General features: G+C 68.7%; 14 protein-coding genes and 2 tRNA genes. 11 read left to right on the top strand and 5 right to left on the bottom strand.

What is annotated here, in order from left to right:
- The first annotated feature begins 22 nt into the window (after positions 1-22).
- From clpX to mddA, 8 genes are all read left to right on the top strand, one after another.
- Complete coding sequence (gene clpX, locus KF903_RS07540) at positions 23-1300, top strand: ATP-dependent Clp protease ATP-binding subunit ClpX (protein WP_291213227.1); 1278 nt, start codon at positions 23-25, stop codon at positions 1298-1300.
- A 115-nt stretch (positions 1301-1415) separates the two neighbouring features.
- Positions 1416-3875: an endopeptidase La gene (gene lon, locus KF903_RS07535; RefSeq protein WP_291213225.1), complete on the top strand. Its 2460-nt coding sequence runs from the start codon at positions 1416-1418 to the stop codon at positions 3873-3875.
- 317 nt (positions 3876-4192) lie between these two features.
- Complete coding sequence (locus KF903_RS07530; RefSeq protein WP_291213386.1) at positions 4193-4498, top strand: HU family DNA-binding protein; 306 nt, start codon at positions 4193-4195, stop codon at positions 4496-4498.
- 24 nt (positions 4499-4522) lie between these two features.
- Positions 4523-4597: transfer RNA gene (locus tag KF903_RS07525), tRNA-Val, on the top strand.
- A gap of 188 nt (positions 4598-4785) precedes the next feature.
- Complete coding sequence (locus tag KF903_RS07520) at positions 4786-6711, top strand: SurA N-terminal domain-containing protein (protein WP_291213222.1); 1926 nt, start codon at positions 4786-4788, stop codon at positions 6709-6711.
- A gap of 133 nt (positions 6712-6844) precedes the next feature.
- A complete protein-coding gene (locus KF903_RS07515) occupies positions 6845-7330 on the top strand; it encodes an ECF-type sigma factor (RefSeq protein WP_291213219.1) in 486 nt (161 codons plus the stop codon).
- Between the two features lie 40 nt (positions 7331-7370).
- On the top strand, positions 7371-10166 hold the full coding sequence (locus KF903_RS07510) for a serine/threonine-protein kinase (protein WP_291213215.1): 2796 nt from the start codon (positions 7371-7373) through the stop codon (positions 10164-10166).
- A gap of 143 nt (positions 10167-10309) precedes the next feature.
- Positions 10310-11041 (top strand): methanethiol S-methyltransferase, encoded by a 732-nt coding sequence (gene mddA, locus KF903_RS07505; protein ID WP_291213212.1) that lies wholly within the window; start codon positions 10310-10312, stop codon positions 11039-11041.
- A 366-nt stretch (positions 11042-11407) separates the two neighbouring features.
- Here the strand turns inward: mddA and KF903_RS07500 are convergent.
- Positions 11408-11497: transfer RNA gene (locus KF903_RS07500), tRNA-Ser, on the bottom strand.
- Between the two features lie 247 nt (positions 11498-11744).
- Between KF903_RS07500 and KF903_RS07495 the strand changes: the two genes are divergently transcribed.
- Positions 11745-12386 (top strand): response regulator, encoded by a 642-nt coding sequence (locus KF903_RS07495; protein ID WP_291213209.1) that lies wholly within the window; start codon positions 11745-11747, stop codon positions 12384-12386.
- 1185 nt (positions 12387-13571) lie between these two features.
- On the opposite strand, the gene KF903_RS07490 is transcribed toward KF903_RS07495, so the two are convergent.
- Positions 13572-15710 carry an Rne/Rng family ribonuclease gene (locus KF903_RS07490; protein WP_291213206.1) on the bottom strand — a complete coding sequence of 713 codons (2139 nt, stop codon included), beginning with the start codon at positions 15708-15710 and terminating at the stop codon, positions 13572-13574.
- Positions 15711-16453: 743 nt separating this feature from the next.
- Here KF903_RS07490 and KF903_RS07485 point away from each other — a divergent pair.
- Positions 16454-17362: an RluA family pseudouridine synthase gene (locus KF903_RS07485; protein ID WP_291213203.1), complete on the top strand. Its 909-nt coding sequence runs from the start codon at positions 16454-16456 to the stop codon at positions 17360-17362.
- Complete coding sequence (locus KF903_RS07480; RefSeq protein ID WP_291213201.1) at positions 17359-18084, top strand: HAD family hydrolase; 726 nt, start codon at positions 17359-17361, stop codon at positions 18082-18084. Before KF903_RS07485 ends, KF903_RS07480 begins: the two co-directional genes overlap by 4 nt.
- Positions 18085-18098: 14 nt before the next feature.
- On the opposite strand, the gene KF903_RS07475 is transcribed toward KF903_RS07480, so the two are convergent.
- From KF903_RS07475 to KF903_RS07465, 3 genes are read right to left on the bottom strand one after another with little or no spacing between them, the layout of a single operon-like run.
- Positions 18099-18449: a 4a-hydroxytetrahydrobiopterin dehydratase gene (locus KF903_RS07475; RefSeq protein WP_291213198.1), complete on the bottom strand. Its 351-nt coding sequence runs from the start codon at positions 18447-18449 to the stop codon at positions 18099-18101.
- Between the two features lie 8 nt (positions 18450-18457).
- Positions 18458-18808, bottom strand: coding sequence for a cytochrome c (locus KF903_RS07470; RefSeq protein WP_291213195.1), 351 nt, complete (start codon positions 18806-18808; stop codon positions 18458-18460).
- A gap of 25 nt (positions 18809-18833) precedes the next feature.
- Positions 18834-19118: a c-type cytochrome gene (locus KF903_RS07465; protein WP_291213192.1), complete on the bottom strand. Its 285-nt coding sequence runs from the start codon at positions 19116-19118 to the stop codon at positions 18834-18836.
- Positions 19119-19774 lie beyond the last annotated feature (656 nt).

Genomic DNA, 19774 nt, shown 5'->3' with positions numbered 1-19774 from the left:
CGGCAAGACTCAGAGGCATCGCATGACCGAGGATCGGCAAGGCCGAGCGGGCGAAGGCGGCAAGATCCTGTACTGCTCGTTCTGCGGCAAGAGCCAGCACGAGGTACGCAAGCTCATCGCGGGCCCGTCGGTGTTCATCTGCGACGAATGCGTCGAGCTGTGCAACGACATCATTCGCGAGGAACTGGAGGAAAAGGCCGCCAGTTCGCGCAGCGACCTGCCCAAGCCGGCCGAGATCCTCGACGTGCTCGATCAGTACGTCATCGGCCAGGCGCGCGCCAAGAAGGTATTGGCGGTGGCGGTGTACAACCACTACAAACGGCTCGAATCGCGCAGCCGCAGCGACGACGTCGAACTGGCCAAGTCCAACATCCTGCTGGTCGGGCCGACCGGCTCGGGCAAGACGCTGCTGGCCGACACGCTGGCACGCCTGCTCAACGTGCCGTTCACGATCGCCGATGCGACGACGCTGACCGAGGCCGGCTACGTCGGTGAGGATGTCGAGAACATCATCCAGAAGCTGCTGCAGAAATGTGACTACGACGTCGACAAGGCGCAGAGCGGCATCGTCTATATCGACGAGATCGACAAGATCTCGCGCAAGAGCGAAAACCCATCGATCACGCGCGATGTCTCGGGTGAGGGCGTACAGCAGGCACTGCTCAAGCTCATCGAGGGCACCATTGCCTCGGTGCCGCCGCAGGGTGGCCGCAAGCACCCGCAGCAGGAGTTCCTGCAGGTCGACACCAAGAACATCCTGTTCATCGTCGGCGGCGCATTCGCCGGCCTCGAGAAGATCATCCAGCAGCGCTCCGAGGCGACCGGCATCGGCTTCAATGCCGAGGTGCGCAGCAAGGACCGCCAGACCGATGCGGCCAAGCTGCTGGTCGACGTGCAACCCGAGGACCTGGTCAAGTTCGGCCTGATTCCCGAGCTGGTCGGCCGCTTGCCGGTGGTGGCGACGTTGGAGGAGCTCGACGAGGCGGCGCTGGTCAAGATCCTCACCGAGCCCAAGAACGCGATCACCAAGCAGTTCCGCAAGCTGTTCGAGATGGAAGGCGCCGAGCTCGAGTTCCGCCCCGATGCGTTGACCGCGATCGCGCGCAAGGCGATCAAGCGCAAGACCGGTGCGCGTGGCCTGCGCACGATCCTCGAGCAGGTGCTGCTCGACACGATGTTCAACCTGCCCTCGCTCGAGCACGTCAGCAAGGTCGTCGTCGACGAGGCCGTGATCAACGGTCAGGCCGAGCCCTACCTCATCTATCGCGGCAACATGCAGACCCGCGCGGCTGCCGAATAACGCCTGCTGCGCCCTTGCAAAGGGCGCCCGAACCCTCACTTGACGAAACGGCGGCGTGGCGACACGCTGCCGTCCAAGTGGTTTTTTTTTGCGTTCGCCCGGAGCCAATGCCGCGATGACCGATCCGTCCGCCAAGACCGAAATCTCGTCCGAGCCGAGCCAGCTGCCGGTGCTGCCACTGCGCGACGTGGTGGTATTCCCGCACATGGTGACGCCGCTGTTCGTCGGCCGCGAGAAATCGGTGCGCGCGCTCGAAGCGGCGATGACCGCCGGCAAGCAGGTGCTGCTGCTCACCCAGCGCAGCCCGGATACCGACGATCCGAAGGAGGCCGATCTGTACACGATCGGCACCGTCGCCAGCGTACTGCAATTGCTCAAGCTGCCCGACGGCACGATCAAGGTGCTGGTGGAGGGCCTCGGGCGCGCCGAGATCGCAGCGTTTGGCCAGCGCGACGGCTTGCTGTACGCACACGTGCGCCCGCTCGAGCCTGCCTACACGCGCAGCGAACGCGAAATCGGCGTGCTTGGACGCCAGCTGGTGGCCAACTTCGAACAGCTGGTCAAGCTGTCGCGCAAGATTCCGCAGGAGCTCATGGCGACGCTGATCGGGATCGAGGATCCGTCGCGCCTGGCCGACACGATCGCGACCCACCTTTCGGTGCAGTTGGCCGAGAAGCAGCGCCTGCTCGAGACCGCCGACGTGGCCGATCGGCAGGAACAACTGGTGGCGCTGGTCGATGGCGAGATCGACGTGATGCAGATCGAAAAGCGCATCCGCGGCCGCGTCAAGACCCAGATGGAGAAGAGCCAGCGCGAGTATTACCTCAACGAGCAGATGAAGGCGATCCAGAAGGAGCTGGGCGACTCGGAGGAGGGCGTCAACGAGTTCGAGGAACTGGCGCGCCGCATTGGCGCCGCCGGCATGCCCAAGCCGGTCGAGACCAAGGCGCGCGCCGAGCTCAACAAGCTGCGCCAGATGTCGCCGATGTCGGCCGAGGCGACCGTGGTGCGCAACTACGTCGAGAGCCTGCTCGGGGTGCCGTGGAAGAAGCGCACCAAGGTGCGCCGTGACCTGCAGGCCGCGCAGGACGTGCTCGACGCCGACCATTACGGCCTGGAGAAGGTCAAGGAACGCATCGTCGAATACCTTGCCGTGCAGCAGCGCGTGCACAAGATGAAGGGACCGATCCTGTGCCTGGTCGGCCCGCCCGGCGTGGGCAAGACCTCGCTGGGCCAATCGATCGCCAAGGCGACCAACCGCAAGTTCGTGCGCATGTCGCTCGGTGGCGTGCGCGACGAGGCCGAGATTCGCGGCCATCGCCGCACCTACATCGGCTCCATGCCCGGCCGCATCATCCAGAACCTGTCCAAGGTCGGCTCGAAGAATCCGCTGTTCGTCCTCGACGAGATCGACAAGATGTCGATGGACTTCCGCGGCGACCCGTCGGCGGCGCTGCTGGAAGTGCTCGATCCGGAGCAGAACCACACCTTCAACGACCACTACCTCGAGGTCGACGTCGACCTGTCCGAGGTGATGTGGATCGCCACCGCCAATTCGCTCAACATCCCGCCGGCGCTGGCTGATCGCATGGAGATCATCCGCATCCCCGGCTACACCGAGGACGAGAAGCTCAACATCGCCGAGCGCTATCTGGTGCCCAAGCAGCTCAAGGCCAATGGCCTCAAGGCCGCCGAGCTGTCGATCGCGGCCGAGGCCGTGCGCGACATCGTGCGCTACTACACGCGCGAATCGGGCGTGCGTGGTCTCGATCGCGAGATTTCCAAGATCTGCCGCAAGGTGGTCAAGGAGCTGAGCCTGGCCGCCGCCAAGGCGGCGAAGAAGGGCAAGGCGCTCGACGAGCGCAAGCGCAAGGTGGCGGTGGGCGGGAAGAACCTCGATGCCTATCTCGGCGTGCGCCGTTATGCCTACGGTCGCGCCGAGCAGCAGAACGAGATCGGCCTGGTCACGGGCCTGGCCTGGACCGAGGTCGGTGGCGACCTGCTCAGCATCGAGGCCACCGTGGTGCCGGGCAAGGGCAAGCTGCTGCACACGGGCCAGCTCGGCGACGTGATGCAGGAGTCGATCCAGGCGGCGCTGAGCGTCGTGCGTGGTCGCGCGGTCGCGTTCGGGCTCGATCCGGATTTCCACCAGAAGCTCGACATCCACGTGCACGTGCCCGAGGGCGCCACACCGAAGGATGGCCCCAGCGCCGGTATCGCGATGTGCACGGCGCTGGTGTCGGTGCTCACGCGCGTGCCGGTGCGCTCGGACGTCGCCATGACCGGCGAGATCACGCTGCGCGGGCGCGTGCTGCCGATCGGCGGGCTCAAGGAGAAGCTGCTGGCAGCGCATCGCGGCGGCATCACCACGGTCATCATCCCGGAGGAAAACCGCAAGGATCTGGCCGACATTCCCAAAAACGTCACGGCCTCGCTCGAGATCCATCCGGTGCGTTGGATCGATGAAGTGCTCGACATCGCGCTCGAACGCGCCTTGCCGCGACCGCTGCAGGGCGACGGCGAAGCCGTGCAGCATGGTGCCGCCGAGCACCAGGAAGGCGCGCGCGCGCACTGAACGGTGCCGCGCAGCGGCGTTTCGGCGCCGCTGCGGCCGGTCGCTCCGCAGCGGCGGCACGGGCTCGGCAGCCGGTCGGGCAGGGCACTGATGTGTTGCGCCTGCAGCATCGCCGCGGCGTCGCATCGCGGCTTGGATTTGCGCGCAAATGGCCTGAATTATGGGGTTTTGTTTGTTGCGTGGCCGCAGGGGCACTGGTATAAAGACCGCGCCGTGATCCAGGTGACGACATCAGTCCAGGCGGCCACGGCTAACCAGGCGCGTCAGATTGGCGGAGCAATCGCTCGTTCGTTCGCGCTGCGACTCGATCCGAATTTCTGCGGAACACACGTTCCGCGCAGGAGCATTCAATGAACAAAGGTGATCTCGTCAACGCGATGGCGGATGGTTCGGGGCTGTCCAAGGCTGATGCCGAGCGCGCGCTCGACGCCATGGTCGATGCGGTGAAGACCGAGCTGCAGGCCGGTGGCCAGGTGTCGCTGGTGGGCTTTGGCACCTTCCTCGTGCGTGCGCGCGCCGCACGTACGGGCCGCAACCCGCGCACCGGCGAGGACATCAAGATCGCCGCTTCCAAGGCACCGGCGTTCAAGCCCGGCAAGGCACTCAAGGACGCGGTGGCCTGAGGCAATTCAAGCGTCGACGCGCCCGGGTGCTTAGCTCAGCGGTAGAGCGTCGCCCTTACAAGGCGAGGGTCGGGGGTTCGAACCCCTCAGCACCCACCATCGACCGGTTCGCCGCGGGGTTGGCGGGCCGCAAGGCGCCGCCGGCCTGATCGACGATGCACGAAGGCGCCCCGCAAGGGCGCCTTTGTCTTTGCGGATCCTCCGCGCACCGCGCCAAGGCCGTACAATGCGCGGTTCCACCCCGTTTACCCGGCCGCTTGGCCATTCCCAGATCAGGTTTCCCGCTCATGTTGAGATTGCTGCGCGGCAAGGCGTCCAGGATATTCGTGCAGATCGTGCTCGTGCTGGTCACGATCGGCTTCTCGTTCTTCGGTGTCGAGAGCTACTTCCAGTCGCGCATCAACACCAGCGTCGCCACCGTCAACGGTGTCGACATCAGCCAGGAAGTGTTCCGCGAGCGCTTCGGCCAGTACCGGCAGATGATGGCGCAGCGGCTGGGCGAAGGCGTCGACCTCAGCATCCTCGACCAGCCCCAGGTCAAGCTTGGCTTCCTCAACCAGCTCATCGACGAGCAGGCGGTGGTCGGTGCCAACGAAGCGCTCGGCATCGTCGTGCCTGCGGCGGCGATCCGCGATGAGATCGCGCGCATTCCGGCCTTCCAGAACGATGGCCACTTCGATCCGGAGCAGTACAAGCTGGCGCTGGCCTCGATCGGCAAGAGCCCGCTGTCGTTCGAGGACGAGGTGCGGCGCAATCTCGCCGTGCGCCAGTTGCCGTTGCAGCTGGCGGCCTCGGTGATCGTGACCGATGCCGACGTCGACCGTTACCTGCGCCTGCACGAGCAGCGCCGCGATTTCGGCTTCGTCAAGCTCGACAAGCCGGCGCAGCACGACACCGAAGTGACGCAGCAGCAGATCGACGACTACTTCAAGGAGCACCAGGCCGAATTCATGGTGCCTGAGCGCGTGGCGATCGAATACGTCGAGCTCGACGCGGCGAAGATCCCGTTCGACGAGACGCCGCCCGACAGCGTGCTCCAGGAGCGCTACGAGAAGGAGAAGTCGCGCTTCGTCACCGCAGAGCAGCGCGAAGCGTCGCACATTCTCATCAAGGTCGGCGGCAAGGGCAGCGCCGAGGACCAGAAGGCCGCCCTGGCCAAGGCCGAGGACATCGAGAAGCAAATCAAGGACGGCAAGGATTTCGCCACGCTGGCCAAGCAGTACTCCGACGACCTGGGTTCGAAGAACCAGGGCGGCGACCTGGGCTGGCTCGACAAGGGCGTCACCGACGAAGCGTTCGAGAATGCCTTGTTCGCGCTCGCCAAGGGGCAGGTCTCGGCGCCCGTTCTCGGCAGCGAGGGCTACCACATCATCAAGCTCGTCGACGTGCGTCCGGGCAACACGCGCAGCTTTGCCGAGGTTCGCACCGAACTGCTCAAGGAATACCAGAGCAGCGAGCGCGACCGGCTGTATTCGGAGAAGGCCGGTCATCTGACCGATCTCGCCTACCAGGATCCGACCTCGCTCGATGGCGTGGCCAAGGACCTGAACCTGCCGATCCAGAAGGCGGGCCCGTTCGCGCGCGTCGGTGGCGAGGGCGTGGCGGCCAATCCGGCCGTGGTCAAGGCGGCATTCTCCGACTCGGTGCTCGTGCAGAAGAACAATTCCGACCCGGTCGAGCTTGGCCCCAACCACATCATCGTGCTGCGCGATGCCGAGCACCTGGCGGCCACCCCGAGGCCGTTGGCCGAGGTGCAGGGTGAGGTGCGTGCCCGCATCCTGACCCAGCGGCTGTCGCAGCAGGCGCGCGCCCATGCCGACTCACTGTATGCACAATTCGCGCAGGGCAAGTCGCTGGCCGAGCTCGCGACCGCCAACGGCCTCAAGGTCGAGGACGAGAAGGGCATAGGGCGCGGGGCGGTGAACATCGACAGCGCAATCGTCAAGGCTGCGTTCTCGATGCCGCGCGGCGAGGCCGGCAAGCCCAGCCACAAGCTGGTCGAGCTGGGCGGCGACAGCTACGCGCTGGTCGAGCTGCGGAACGTGACCGACGGTGATCCGGCCACGCTCGATGCCACCACGCGCGCAGCCGCCCGCAATACGCTGCAGCAGAACCTCGCGGCCACCACCACCGAAGAGTTCATCACCTCGCTGCGCAGCAACGCCAAGATCCAGCGCTTCGAGAACCGCCTCAGCGACCAGAGCAACGAATAGGCGCCGCGAGCAGGGCGCCGCCGCCACCGTTGGGGGTGGCTGGCGGCGCCGCCGAGACGGCGGTCCCCGACGGCCGTAGAATGCGGCCATGGACGTGCCTGCATCAGTTGCGGTGACCGGATCGGCGAACGCCATGTTCGACGCCGTGTATGCGCGCCTGAAGGCGATGGCCGCGCGGCAACTGCGTGTGCGCGATCGCGGCACGCTCGACACCACGGTGCTCGTGCACGAGCTGTATCTGCGCATCGGCAAGCACGACCAACTCCATTTCGACGATCCCGCGCAGTTCTTCGCCTACGCGGCGCAGGCCATGCGTCACCTGCTGGCCGATCACGCGCGCGATCATCTGCGCCAGCGTGCTGGTGGCGGTTGGGTCGCGATCACCCTCAGTGGCAGCGACAGCGGATTGGCACTGGAGGACGCACAGGGCGCGCTGGCGCTCGATTCGGCGCTGCACCAGCTCGAAGCAATCGATGCGCGGGCCGCGCGGGTGGTGGAGCTGCGCTATTTCGCCGGTCTGCCGCTGGAGCAGGTTGCCGAACAGTTGGGCGTCACCCGCCGTACGGTCGATCGCGACTGGGCGTTCGCGCGTGCGTTCCTGCACGATCAGCTGGCCTGAGCGTGTCGCAATCGCGCGCGCCACGGCGTTGATTGCCGCGATGACCCACTCCCCACCCGACCACGAACCCAGCGCCGACGGCGCCCTGCGCGAGGCGTTCGACCAGTTGCGCGAGTTGCCGGTCGACGACCGTGCGCAATGGCTGAGCAAGCATGTTGCCGACGACGCCCGGCGCGATCACCTGCTGCGCTTGCTGGCCGCACATGACCGCCGCGGCTTCCTCGACACCGCCGTGGGCGAGCATGCCGAGCGCCTGGCCGCTGCCGGCCTGCTCGGCTCGCGCGTGGGTGCGTTCCGGATCGTGCGTGCGCTCGGCCAGGGCGGCATGTCGGCGGTGTTTCTCGCCGAGCGCGAAGGTGCCGACTTCCGCCAGCAGGCAGCCGTGAAGCTGTTGCGGCGCGGACTGTATTCGGAACTCGAACAGCGGCTGTTCCAGCGCGAACGACAGGTGCTGGCGGCGCTGGCGCACCCCAACATCGCACGCCTCATCGATGGCGGCGTGACCGAGGCGGGGATTCCCTACCTCGTCATGGAGTACATCGATGGCGAACCGATCACCGACTATGCGGCGGCGCATGGGCTGGACGTGCGCTCGCGCGTGCAGATGTTCGCGGCACTGTGTCGGGCGGTCGCCGAGGCCCATCGCAACCTCATCGTGCATCGCGACATCAAGCCCTCCAACACCCTCGTCACCGCCGATGGCACAGTGAAGCTGCTCGATTTCGGTATCGCCAAGTTGATGGCCGAGGATGAGGTTGCGGCGCACGCCACCGCGGGCGTGTTCACGCCCGACTACGCCGCCCCCGAACAGGTGCGAGGTGAGCCGATCACCACCGCCACCGACGTGTACGGCCTCGGCGTGCTGCTGCATGAGCTGCTGCTCGGGCTGCGCCCTTGCGGCCAGCCGACGCGACGCCCCTCGTCGCGGGTCAACGAAATCACCGACGCAGCAGTGCCACCGTCAGCTCGGTTGCGCCTGCGGCGCGCACTGCGTGGCGACCTCGACAACATTTTGCTCAAGGCGCTGGCCGAGGAGCCGCAGCGACGTTATGCCTCGGCGGGCGCGCTGGCCGACGACATCGATCACTACCTCGCTGGACGTCCGGTATCGGCGCATCCGCCCTCGCGGCTGTACCGCACACGCAAGTTCGTGCAGCGTCACCGCGGAGGGGTGGCGCTGAGCGCGCTGTTCCTCGTTGCGATCCTCGCTGCGCTCGGCATGGCCCTGTGGCAGGCCGAGCGGGCACGCGAGCAAGCCACGCGCGCCAACACCGTGCGCGACTTCGTGCTCGGTCTGTTCGATGCCGCCCGCGCGCACCTGCCGCGCGATCAGCGGCTCACGCCCGAGCTGCTGGTGGAGCAGGCGCAGCAGCGGCTGGCCGCGGCCAGGCTCGATTCACTCACGCGCGCCGACCTGTCGCAGACGCTGGGCGAAGTCGAGCTGTCGATGGCGCGCTTCGCGCAAGCGCAGTCGCTGTTCGCGCAGGCGGCCGCGGCGGCAGTCGCCGCCGGCGATTCAGCGGCGGCAATGCGCGCGCAGGTGGCGCACGCGCAGGCGCGTCAGCGCGCCGGAGACGACGAGGGCGCGCTGGCCGAGCTGGCACCGCTGGTGCCGGCGTTGCGTGCCGCACCCGATGCCGATTTGTCGCGTGCACTGGCGATCCGCTCTGCTGCGCAGATGGTGCTGGGCAAGCCCGATGCCGCCATCGCCGACCGCCGCGAAGCGGTCGCGATCGCCCAACGCCGGTACGGTACCGACAGCGAGGCGGCAAGGGCGGCGCAGTTCGAACTGGGCGATGTCCTCGCGCAGGCGCAGCGTTACCCCGAGGCCATCGCGGTGCTGCAGCCAGCCGTCGATGGCTGGCAAGCGGCCCATGGCGCCGAGGATGACCGCTACCTCGATGCGCTCGGCAGTCTCGCCGTCGCCAGCGATGGGGTTGGCGATCTGCCCGGCGCCGAGGCCCGATTCCGCGCCTTGCTCGCGCTCAAGTTGCGCATCTACCGCGCGCCTCACGACGCGATCGCGACCACCCTGCGCTCGCTTGGCACGATTGTCGCGCGCCAGGAAAAGTACGCCGAAGCCGATGCGCTGCTGCAACAGGCGCTGGCGATGCAGCAGGAGGTCTACGGCGGCGATCACGTCGAGATCGCCAAGACGTGGGATGCGCTGGGCAATGCCGCCGTCGCGCAGCGCCACTTCGCTGCCGCGCAGTCCGACTATGAAAAGGCCATTGCGATATGCAAGCGGGCACGGATCGCCGACGAGGTTTGTCCACGCGCACGCAACAACCTCGGCATGGCCTATTACCGGCAGAACCAGCTCGATGCCGCACGGCGGGAGATGGAACAGGCCCTGACCGAGCGGCGCACGCTGTTCGGCGACGACCATCCGAGCGTTGCCTACTCGCTGTCGACGCTGGCCAATGTCGAAGCCAAGCAGGGCGATCATGGCGCGGCGCTGCGTGATGCGGCCGAGGCCCTCGCCATCCTCGGGCGCGGTGGCCGCGCCGACTCGCGCGAGGCCGCACTGATCCGGCAGGGCTATGCGCAGGCCCTGTGGCTGGCCGACCGCAACGACGAGGCCCTGCGCGAGATCGACCACTGCCTGGCCGACTGGCAACGCGTGGAGCCGAACGGCAAGGTCGTGCGCGTGCGCATGCTGGTGCAGAAGGCGCAGATCCTGCGCGACCTCAAGCGCGACGACGAAGCGCGCGCGGCTGCCGACGCAGCGATCGCGCTACAGCTCCCGGCGGACGACCTGCCGCCGCTCACGCGCACGCTGCTGCGCCAGTTGTCGGGACGCAGCGACGTCTACCCGGAATCGCCCGCCCAGTAGCGTGCACGGCCGCCGCCACGACATGAATGGCAGCGAAAGACGCGCCCGCGCTGTCGCCGCGGCCTGTCGCAGGCGGTCAGCGAGTGGCGTTCCCCGCCGATGCGCACCGTTGGCTGCGCCCCTGCGTCGGCTGGAGACCCACCATGACCCGTGCACTTGCCTTCCTGTACGGAGTGTTCTGCTACCTGCTTTTCCTCGTGACGTTCCTCTATGCGATCGGCTTCGTCGGTGGTTTTGGCGTGCCGACCTCGCTCGATTCGCCGGCGGCCGGACCGTTCGGCGAGGCGCTGCTCGTCGATGCGCTCCTGCTCGGCCTCTTCGCCGCGCAGCACAGCGTGATGGCGCGACCGGCGTTCAAGCGCTGGTGGACCCGCTGGGTGCCCGCCGCCGTTGAGCGCAGCACCTACGTGCTGGCGTCGAGCCTCGCCCTGATCCTGCTGTTCTGGCAATGGCGCCCGCTCGGCGGAACGATCTGGCAGGTCGACAATGCGGTTGGCGCGGCGCTGCTGTGGGCGCTGTGCGCGCTGGGTTGGCTGATCGTGCTGAGCGGCACCTTCCTCATCAATCACTTCGACCTCGTCGGCCTGCGTCAGGTGTGGCTGAACCTGCGCCAGCGACCGTGTCCGCCGGTGGGGTTCACCTCACGCGGCTATTACCGCTTCGTGCGCCATCCGCTCATGCTCGGTTTCATCATCGCCTTCTGGGCCAGCCCGCACATGACCTTGTCCCATCTGCTGTTCGCATTGGCGAGCACGCTCTACATCGTGCTGGCATTGCGTTTCGAGGAACACGACCTGGCCGCGAGCCTGGGCGAGCCCTACCGCGACTATCAGCGCCATGTACGCATGCTGCTGCCGCTGCCGCGGCGGCCATGAGCGGCTTGGCGAACCCAACGACACCGCGCGACGCCCGCCGCGGACGCGGCCTGGCGGATACGCCCGCCGTTGCGACCCGATGTCCGGCGACGCCCCTGATTGCGTCGCATAACGCAGGGCCGCTCATCACCGGCGGTCGCTTGCTGCCCGCACCAACCGCGGACAGCCGGACCGCGCCAAGCGCGCTTCACGGCACTCCGTTCTGCGCTCTTCGCCTGATGAGGCTTTTGCCGCAACCCGGCAAGTCGGGAGCGGCTACCGCGGTGCGTTCGGGCCAGCGGCTGGCAGGTGCGCGTGCCACGACCGACCGCGCGCTGCGGGGGGCGGTTGCGATTGGGCCCGCGACGACGCCTGGCGTGTGTTGTGTGGCGGTGGGTCAGGGATTCGAACCCTGGAAGGGGTTACCCCCTTGCTAGTTTTCAAGACTAGTGCCTTAAACCGCTCGGCCAACCCACCGTTGTTTTTGCACTTGACCCGCGTCCGGCCCGGCTGGCCTGATGGCGGCATCGTTCGCTGCGCACTCGCATGCCGGTGGCCGATGTCGCTGCCTGCTGCGGCACCTTGCGCTGGCGCGCCGCAGCGCGACTGCATTGCGTGACGACCCGGCTGCGTCCAGCGGCGGTCCGGATGCGGCGATTATATGCGGACGCGGCCCTTGGCATGCGCTATTGTCTGGCCTCCGGGCTACATGGGGAGCGAAGCGATGATTCGCGTAGTGCTGGTGGATGATCACGAGCTCGTGCGCACGGGTTTTCGCATGATCCTGGCGCAGCAGGGCGGCATCGAGGTCGTCGGTGATGCGGCCGATGGCGAGGAGGGGCTGGCCCTGATCCGTCGCAGCGAGCCCGATGTGGCGATCATCGATGTCCACATGCCGCGCCTGAGCGGCATCGAGCTGACCGACCGCGTGCGCAAGTACAAGCTCAGGACGCGCATCGTCGTGCTGACGATGGTCAGTGATTCGCCATTCCCGAAGCGATTGATCGAAGCTGGCGCGAGCGGTTATCTGACCAAGGGCTGCCCGGCCGACGAGCTGATCCGCGCCGTGCGCACGGTGGCCGACGGCAAGCGTTACCTGTCACCCGACATCGCCGCGGCGCTGGCGCTGGGGCAGATCGATGGCAGCGGCGAGTCGCCGTTCGCCGCATTGTCGACGCGTGAGCTCGACGTGGCGTTGATGCTCGCGCGCGGCGAGACGATGCAGGCGATCGCCAATCGGCTCAACCTCAGCGCGAAAACGGTTGCGACCTACAAGTACCGCCTGTTCGGCAAGCTCGACATCGACAACCCGGTGGCGCTAGCCAGTCTGGCCCGGCGCCACGGTCTGCTCGACGAAGCCAGCTGAGCGCGCGCTGCTGCGAGCGACGCCAGCGGCGTCGCTCGCAGGGCCAGGCATCAGCTGCCCGCAGCATCCTTGTGCTCGGACGGCGCCGGTGACGGCGCGGGGACGCGATCCGGCGGTGCCGTGCTCGCGGTCGGTGTGGTCGGCGCAGGCGCCGCCGGCGTGGCCGGTGCGGGGCTCGCGCTGCCACTGCGCTCGACGGGGTGCGCCTGCGCAGGCGCGCCGGCGGTGGCGCTTGCGGGCGCGGCGGTCGGTGTTGGCGCAGCGCCGCTGCCGGTCGTTGTCGGACCTGCAGCAGTCGGTGCAGATGCCGGCTTGGCTGGCTGGGCGGTGGGGCGGGGCGAACCGAGCGGCAAGTCGAGCGTGTGCGAAGGCGGCAGCGGTGCGGGCGCGCCGCTGAGCACGGCAGCGACCGAACTGGCGATCGGGTTGGCGTGGGTGGGACCCAGCGATCCTGCCGCGATACCGGGCAGTCCCGGTCGCGGACTGAACGCCGCGTCGGGGCGCCGTTCCGGCATCGGTGGTGTCGCTGCGGGCGCGGGCTTGGCCGCAGGCGCGCGTTCGGCTGCCGGCGCGCTCGCTGTCGCCGCGGGTGTGGCCGGGCGTTCGGCTGCGGCCGGTGGCATTGCCTGGGCTGCGCGTTCGCTTGCGTCCGGCGTGGCTGCAGGCGTGCGTTCGGCTGCCGCTGCGCTCGGCGTCGCCGCGGGTGTGGCTGGGCGTTCGGTCGCGGCCGGTGGCACTGCCTGGGCTGCGCGTTCGGTCGTTGTCGGCGGGCTTGCTGGCGCGGTGGCTGCGCTCGTGCTCGCGGTGCTTGCCGTGGGCGCCGGCGCGGCGGCGGGGGCCGGCACGCTGGCTGCAGCGGCTACTGCCGCCGTTGCGGCGACCGGCGCCGGTGCAGACGGGTCACGCTGCGGCGCCGTCGCGGGCGTGCGCGCCGCCGGCTGGGCCTGCTCGCCGCTGCGGTCCTCGTCATCGACATCGTGCGATTCATGATCGGCGTGTCCGCTGCCGTCGGCGCCCGTGGCGGTGGCGCCGTCCTTGCGGCGGCGACGGCCACCGCGGCGGCCGCGGCGACGTGTCCGCAACTCCTCGCGGTTGCCATCGGCGGCGACGTTGGCATCGGCGGCGGCGGCCGGTGTGTTGGCTGCCTCGAGCGTGGCGATGGCGCTCACGTCAGGCGTGAGCGGTTCACCTGCTGCGGTCGGTGCGGGTGCCGGCGTGGCAGCGGGCGTCCGCGGCGTTGTTGGCTGTGGCGCGGCTTCGGTCTTGCGTGGCGTGGCGCCAGCTGGACGAGCCTCGCCGCGCGCGGCGTCCTGCGGCGTCGGCTTTGCACTGCCACGATCGTCGCGGCGCGGCTGCGCCGACTGGCGCTGGCCCTGCTGCTGGCCGCCACTGCGTGCGGCCTGGCCGCCGCGTTCCTGCTGGCGCGCGTCGCGCTGGCCCGTCTGGCCGTTGGCTGCGCCGCGTGCGCCGGCCGGGGCCTGCGCCCGCGACCCAGCTGGCCGCGCTGGGCGCGGGCGACTGCGCTGCAGGCGCCGCCCAGGCGCGCGGCGCTGCGGGCCGGACGCGGACGGGTGCTGCCGGCGTGGCGGCGGCCGGCGTGCCACGGAAGAGCTGCGCGATGCGGGCAAACAGGCCCGGGCGCGCGGCAGCGCCTTCGGCGGCGACGCGCACCGCCGGCACGGGCGACGACACGGGCGCCGGCGCGGGTTCGGGGCGTTCGGGCGCCGGGGTGGCGCGCACCACGCCCGCCACGGCGGGCTGCTCGGGTTCTTCGCTCGGCCGCAGCATCGTCGGCAGCGGCGTGGCCGCCACCGGTGTGGTGCGCTGGTAGCTTGGCTTGACCTCGTCGCCGAGGTCGGCCGCGCGCAGGCGCTGGATTTCCAGATGCGGCGTCTCGAGCTTGTCGTCGGCGACCACGATGACGTTGACGTCGTGGCGCGCCTCGATTTCGCTGAGCTGCTTGCGCTTCTCGTTGAGCAGGAAGTTGGCCACGCTCGGCGGTGCTTGGACCAGCACCTGGCCGGTGCTGTCCTTCATCGCGTGCTCCTCGACCAGGCGCAGCGCCGACAGCGACAGCGATTCCACGCTGCGGATGCGGCCATGGCCTTCGCAGCGCGGGCAGACGATCTGGGTGGATTCGCCGAGCGAGGGACGCAGGCGCTGGCGTGACATCTCCAGCAGGCCGAAGCGCGAGATGCGACCGATCTGCACGCGGGCCCGATCGAGCTTGAGCGCGTCCTTGAGCTTGTCCTCGACCTCGCGCTGGTGGCGCGGGCTGTCCATGTCGATGAAGTCGATGACGATGAGGCCGCCGGCGTCGCGGATGCGCAACTGGCGCGCGATTTCCACCGCGGCTTCACAGTTGGTGTTGAACGCGGTTTCCTCGATGTCGCTGCCCTTGGTGGCCTTGGCCGAGTTGATGTCGATCGCGGTCAGGGCTTCGGTCTGGTCGATCACGATCGAACCACCCGAGGGCAGGCGCACGGTGCGCTCGAAGGCGTGCTCGATCTGCGTCTCGATCTGGAAACGCGAGAACAGCGGCGTCGTGTCCTGGTAGAACTTGAGCTTGCGCAGGTTGTTGGGCATCACCTGCTGGACGAACTCGCGCGCGTCCTGGTACAGCTCCTCATGGTCGATGAGGATCTCGCCGATGTCGTTGCGCAGGTAGTCGCGCAGCGCGCGGATGATGAGCTTGGATTCCTGATAGATGAGGAACGGCGCGTTGCGCGACTGCGCGGCTTCGGAAATCGCCTTCCACAGTTGCAGCAGGTAGTCGAGGTCCCACTGCAGTTCCTCGGCATCGCGGCCGAGTCCGGCGGTGCGCACGATGAGGCCCATCTCGTCGGGCACGTTGAGATGATCGAGCGCCTCCTTGATGTTGGTGCGGTCCTCGCCCTCGATCCGGCGCGACACGCCGCCGGCCTTCGGGTTGTTGGGCATCAGCACCATGTAGCGGCCAGCGAGGCTGATGAAGGTGGTCAGCGCCGCGCCCTTGTTGCCGCGTTCCTCTTTCTCGACCTGCACGACCAGTTCCTGGCCTTCCTTGAGCAGCTCGCGCATGCTCGCCTTGTTCGGGTTGAGGCCCGGGGCGAAGTACTGCGGGGAGATTTCCTTGAGCGGCAGGAAGCCGTGGCGGTCGGCGCCGTAGTCGACGAAGCAGGCTTCGAGCGACTGTTCGACGCGGGTGATGCGGGCCTTGTAGATGTTGGCCTTCTTCTGTTCCCGTGACGGGATCTCGATGTCCAGGTCGTAGAGGTTCTGGCCGTCCACGATCGCCACGCGCAACTCTTCCCGCTGAGTCGCGTTGATCAACATGCGCTTCATTGTCGTGTTTCCTTGTCGGCGCTCGACTGTCGTCGGCGCTGCGCGTGGTTCGCGCTGCGCGGCCCCGCGTTTCGCGGGTCGACGGCGGCAGGTGCGCCCGTCTTGTCATCATGCCGACGCTTCCGCGCGCCGGCCCGGGTTGGGGTTGTTGCCCGCCCGCGAATCCGCGCCGCCCTTCGGGCGACGCGCAATTTGCGACTCGACCCACTACGATCGCGGCTGCGGTGGCGCACGTCGCTCCACTGGAGCTCGTACGTGCGCTGCGGCAGGGATGTGGTGGACGGGTGCGTCAATCGAGCTGCGACCTCCCGCGGATGGGGGGACGAAGCGACGCAACTGGCGTCGCGCAGGATATAGGGCGCAGGCACTTTTTTCAATGAAGACACGCACTTCGACGACAAATCGCAAGGCCCGCCGGAACCCGTCCAAGGGGTCGCCCGGCGCTGCCGCAAAGGGTGCCGCCGCCACGACCCGCCAGGCGCGGCCGGGCGCTGCCGCCGGGCCGGGCCCGCGCGGCGCCGGCAAGCGGCCGGCGGCGGGGCGCAGCGAGAAGCGCCGCGAGCGGCCGGCCGCAGCGGTGCTGGCCGGACCGCTGCGGGCGCCACGGTGCGCGGTGAGGCCGCGCCCAGGCGGAGCGACCGCCACGGCGCGGGCGCCCAGCGTCCGGCGCGCCGCGTGAGCGCGAGCGCGAACCGGCGGTGGTGGCCGCGCCGCCGCCACCGGCGCGCGTGGAGAGCGTCACCGTGGCCGAGGATCGCGCCGGCCAACGGCTCGACAACTTCCTGCTGGCGCGCCTCAAGGGCGTGCCGCGCAGCCTCGTCTACCGCATCTGCCGCAGCGGCGAGGTCCGCATCAACGGCGGTCGTGTCCGGCCCGACCAGCGGCTCGCCGCAGGTGACCTGGTGCGCATCCCACCCGTGCGGCTGGCGGCGCCGGGCGAGCACGTGCAGCCATCGGCCAGCCTGCTCGCGCGCATCGAGGCCACGATCATCCACGAGGACCGCGACTTCCTCGTCATCGACAAGCCCGCCGGCATCGCCAGCCATGGCGGCAGCGGCGTCAGCCTGGGCGCGATCGAGCTGCTGCGCACGGCGCGTCCGCGCGACACGCTCGAACTCGCCCACCGGCTCGACCGCGACACCAGCGGCGTGCTCGTGCTGACGCGGCGGCGCTCGGCGCTGCTGGCCCTGCACGCGGCGATCCGCGACGCCCGCGTCGACAAACGCTATCTCGCCCTGCTCGAGGGCCAACTGCCGCGCACGCCGCTGGTGGTCGATGCGCCGCTGCTCAAGTCGGTGCTGCAGGGCGGCGAACGCATGGTGCGCGTCGACGCCGAGGGCAAGAGCTCACGCTCGCGCTTCGTCGAGCTGCAGCGGTTCGAGTCCGCCAGTCTGGTCGAGGTTGGCCTCGACACCGGTCGCACCCACCAGATCCGCGTGCATGCCCGGCACATCGAGCATCCGATCGCCGGCGACGACAAGTACGGCAACCGCGACTTCAACAAACGCATGCGCGAGCATGGTCTGCATCGGCTGTTCCTGCACGCGGCGCGCTTCGCGTTCGAGCTCGGCGACAGGAGCTTCGTGTTCAACGCGCCGCTCGCCGCGGAGTTGGCCGCCGTGCTCGACACCCTGCCGGACGGCGGCGCATGATCGACCTGGTCGGCTTCGACGGTGACGACACGCTCTGGCACAGCGAGGGGTACTACCAGCACGCCGGTGCCGAGTTCGAGCGCATCGTCGGTCGCTGGATCGACGTCGCCGACGCCGAGGTGCGCAGCCGCCTCTACGCCGCCGAGCGGCGCAACCTCGCGCTGTTCGGTTATGGCGCCAAGAGCATGGCGCTGTCGATGGTCGAGGCGGCGATCGAGCTCACCGACGGGCACATCGCCGCCACGGACATCCACGCCATCATCGCGCTCGGCAAACGCGTGCTCGAACATCCGGTGGAACTGCTGCCCGGCATCCGCGATGCGGTCGCCGCCGTCGCCGCGTGCCATCGCATCGTGCTCATCACCAAGGGCGATCTGTTCCACCAGGAACGCAAGGTCGCGCAGAGCGGCCTCGCCGACCTGTTCCACCGCATCGAGATCGTTTCGGAAAAGGATCGGCACAGCTACGCACGCGTGCTCGCCGAATGTGGTGTCGAGCCGGCGCGCTTCGCGATGGTCGGCAATTCGATGCGCTCGGACATCGAGCCGGTGGTCGAGCTCGGCGCCTGGGGCGTGCACATGCCCTATCACGTGACCTGGGCGCATGAGCTCGAGCATGGCGTCGAGGGCGGCCACCCGCGCGTGGTCGTGGTCGACTCGCCCGCACGCATCGTCGCGGCGATCGAGCATTGCGCCCGCAGCGGCACGCCGCAAGCGGCCTGAACCGGCCGCTGGGCTCAGCCTGCGCGCAGGTCGTCGACCTTGGCGGCGCAGATGAAGTCGTTGAGCGAGAGGCCGCCGACGTCGTGCGTGGAGTAGTGCACCGCGACGCGGTTGTAGCTCACGTCCAGCTCCGGGTGATGGTCCTCACGGTGCGCGATCGAGGCCACCGCGTTGACGAACGCCATCGTGTGGAAGTAGTCGGCGAAGGCGAACGCCTTGCGGATCCCGCCTGTTCCCGTGTCGATGTGCCAGTCCGGCAGCACCGCCAGCCACTGCCGGGCAGTGGCGGCATCGACCGCGTCGGCCGCGCCGCGGCGCGGCACGCAGTGGCTGGCAAGCAGCGCGGGCAGCGAGCGGTCGGGCATCGCGCGGCCTATTGGCCCTGGACGTGGCCGTGCAGCGTCGACAGCTTGCCCGGCAGCGAGGAGAAATAGGCGGCCAGATCGTCGATTTCCTGATCGCTGAGCGGCCCGGCGAAGCCGGCCATGATCGGGTTGGTGCGCTTGCCCGATCGATACTCGTGCAGGGCGCGAGCCAGGTAGTCGCGATACTGGCCGGCCAGGCGCGGGTACTGCGGGTCGATCCCGGCGTTGCCGTCGGTGCCGTGGCAGGCCTGGCAGGCGATCGCCTTGGCCTTGCCGGCGTCGAGGTCACCCTTGGCCAGCGCCGGAGTGGCGAGCACGGCCAAGGTCGAAATCGCGAGCGATGCAAAGATGCGCGTCATGGGATGGCTGTCCTGGTTGGGGCGCTTACGGCGCGATGCCGGCGAGGAAGGTGGCGATGTCGCGGATGTCCTGGTCGGACATGCTCTGCGCCTGGGCCTGCATGGTCGGATGGGCGCGCTCGCCCTTCTGGTATTCGGTCAGCGCATTGACGAGGTAGTCGTAGTTCTGGCCACCGATGCGCGGGACGTGATAGTTCGGGTAGGGATTCTTCCAGCCTTCGATGCCATGGCAGCCGGAACAGGTGTAGGCCTTGGTCCTGCCGGCAGCAGCGTCGCCCTTGTCCGCGGCCAGCGCGGTGGTGGAAGCCATGGTCAGGAGCAGCACAAGGCAAGTCGCTCGAATCATCGGATCGTCCCGCAGCGATAGATGGGAAAAGCAGGTCACGCAAGTATAGCCATCAAAGCGCGCCGGCTACTACTGCAAACCTGACCTGGATCAAGGCGCATCGCGTGTGGCACGGCCGGTCGGGGGCGATCGTGGGGCGCTGATCCGCACCTGCACGCGACGCGGCGGTGATGCGGCTGCCCGCGCACCGGGCCGACGCGTTGGCGCGAGCCGGCGATCGATCGCCGGCGTTGCCGTGGATGTCGCCGCTGGGGTTTGTCTTGCGCAGCTGGCGAGCAGCGGGGCTGGCTCGGCGTGGAACGAGGCGGTGCATCCTCGACTGCACGCTGGGCGGTGCGGCGATGGATGACGTGACCCATCGTGTCGGGATCGAGTCCAGTGGCGAGCGCTGCGTGACCTTGCAGGGTGCAGGCAATGTTGCCGATGCGGGTCCGCTCGGTTTGGCCTGTCGTGAGGGCAGTGGTCACACCGACACGTTGGCGAGCGGCACGCTCACGGTCATCGGCGTCGCGTCGGTGAACTGGGCACCGCTCGCGGCGGCATCGCCATTGGCTGCGCGCCGGCGACCGTGCCCAGGCCGGAGGCGCGCCGCCGTGGGCCAGGCGCGAACCGCGCTGCCT

The organism is Dokdonella sp., assembly GCF_019634845.1.
GTDB lineage: Bacteria > Pseudomonadota > Gammaproteobacteria > Xanthomonadales > Rhodanobacteraceae > Dokdonella_A.
Note: the sequence above shows the minus strand (reverse complement) of the source record. Positions and strands in the feature narration are given on the sequence as shown.

Excerpts from the sequence above, each read along its gene's own strand:
- KF903_RS07515 (WP_291213219.1), top strand. The coding sequence starts at position 6,845 with ATGTTCGACGCCGTGTATGCGCGCCTGAAGGCGATGGCCGCGCGGCAA.
- KF903_RS07465 (WP_291213192.1), bottom strand. The coding sequence starts at position 19,118 with ATGGCTTCCACCACCGCGCTGGCCGCGGACAAGGGCGACGCTGCTGCC.
- KF903_RS07510 (WP_291213215.1), top strand. The coding sequence starts at position 7,371 with ATGACCCACTCCCCACCCGACCACGAACCCAGCGCCGACGGCGCCCTG.
- KF903_RS07495 (WP_291213209.1), top strand. The coding sequence starts at position 11,745 with ATGATTCGCGTAGTGCTGGTGGATGATCACGAGCTCGTGCGCACGGGT.
- lon (WP_291213225.1), top strand. The coding sequence starts at position 1,416 with ATGACCGATCCGTCCGCCAAGACCGAAATCTCGTCCGAGCCGAGCCAG.
- KF903_RS07470 (WP_291213195.1), bottom strand. The coding sequence starts at position 18,808 with ATGACGCGCATCTTTGCATCGCTCGCGATTTCGACCTTGGCCGTGCTC.
- KF903_RS07490 (WP_291213206.1), bottom strand. The coding sequence starts at position 15,710 with ATGAAGCGCATGTTGATCAACGCGACTCAGCGGGAAGAGTTGCGCGTG.
- KF903_RS07520 (WP_291213222.1), top strand. The coding sequence starts at position 4,786 with ATGTTGAGATTGCTGCGCGGCAAGGCGTCCAGGATATTCGTGCAGATC.
- clpX (WP_291213227.1), top strand. The coding sequence starts at position 23 with ATGACCGAGGATCGGCAAGGCCGAGCGGGCGAAGGCGGCAAGATCCTG.
- KF903_RS07475 (WP_291213198.1), bottom strand. The coding sequence starts at position 18,449 with ATGCCCGACCGCTCGCTGCCCGCGCTGCTTGCCAGCCACTGCGTGCCG.
- KF903_RS07480 (WP_291213201.1), top strand. The coding sequence starts at position 17,359 with ATGATCGACCTGGTCGGCTTCGACGGTGACGACACGCTCTGGCACAGC.
- mddA (WP_291213212.1), top strand. The coding sequence starts at position 10,310 with ATGACCCGTGCACTTGCCTTCCTGTACGGAGTGTTCTGCTACCTGCTT.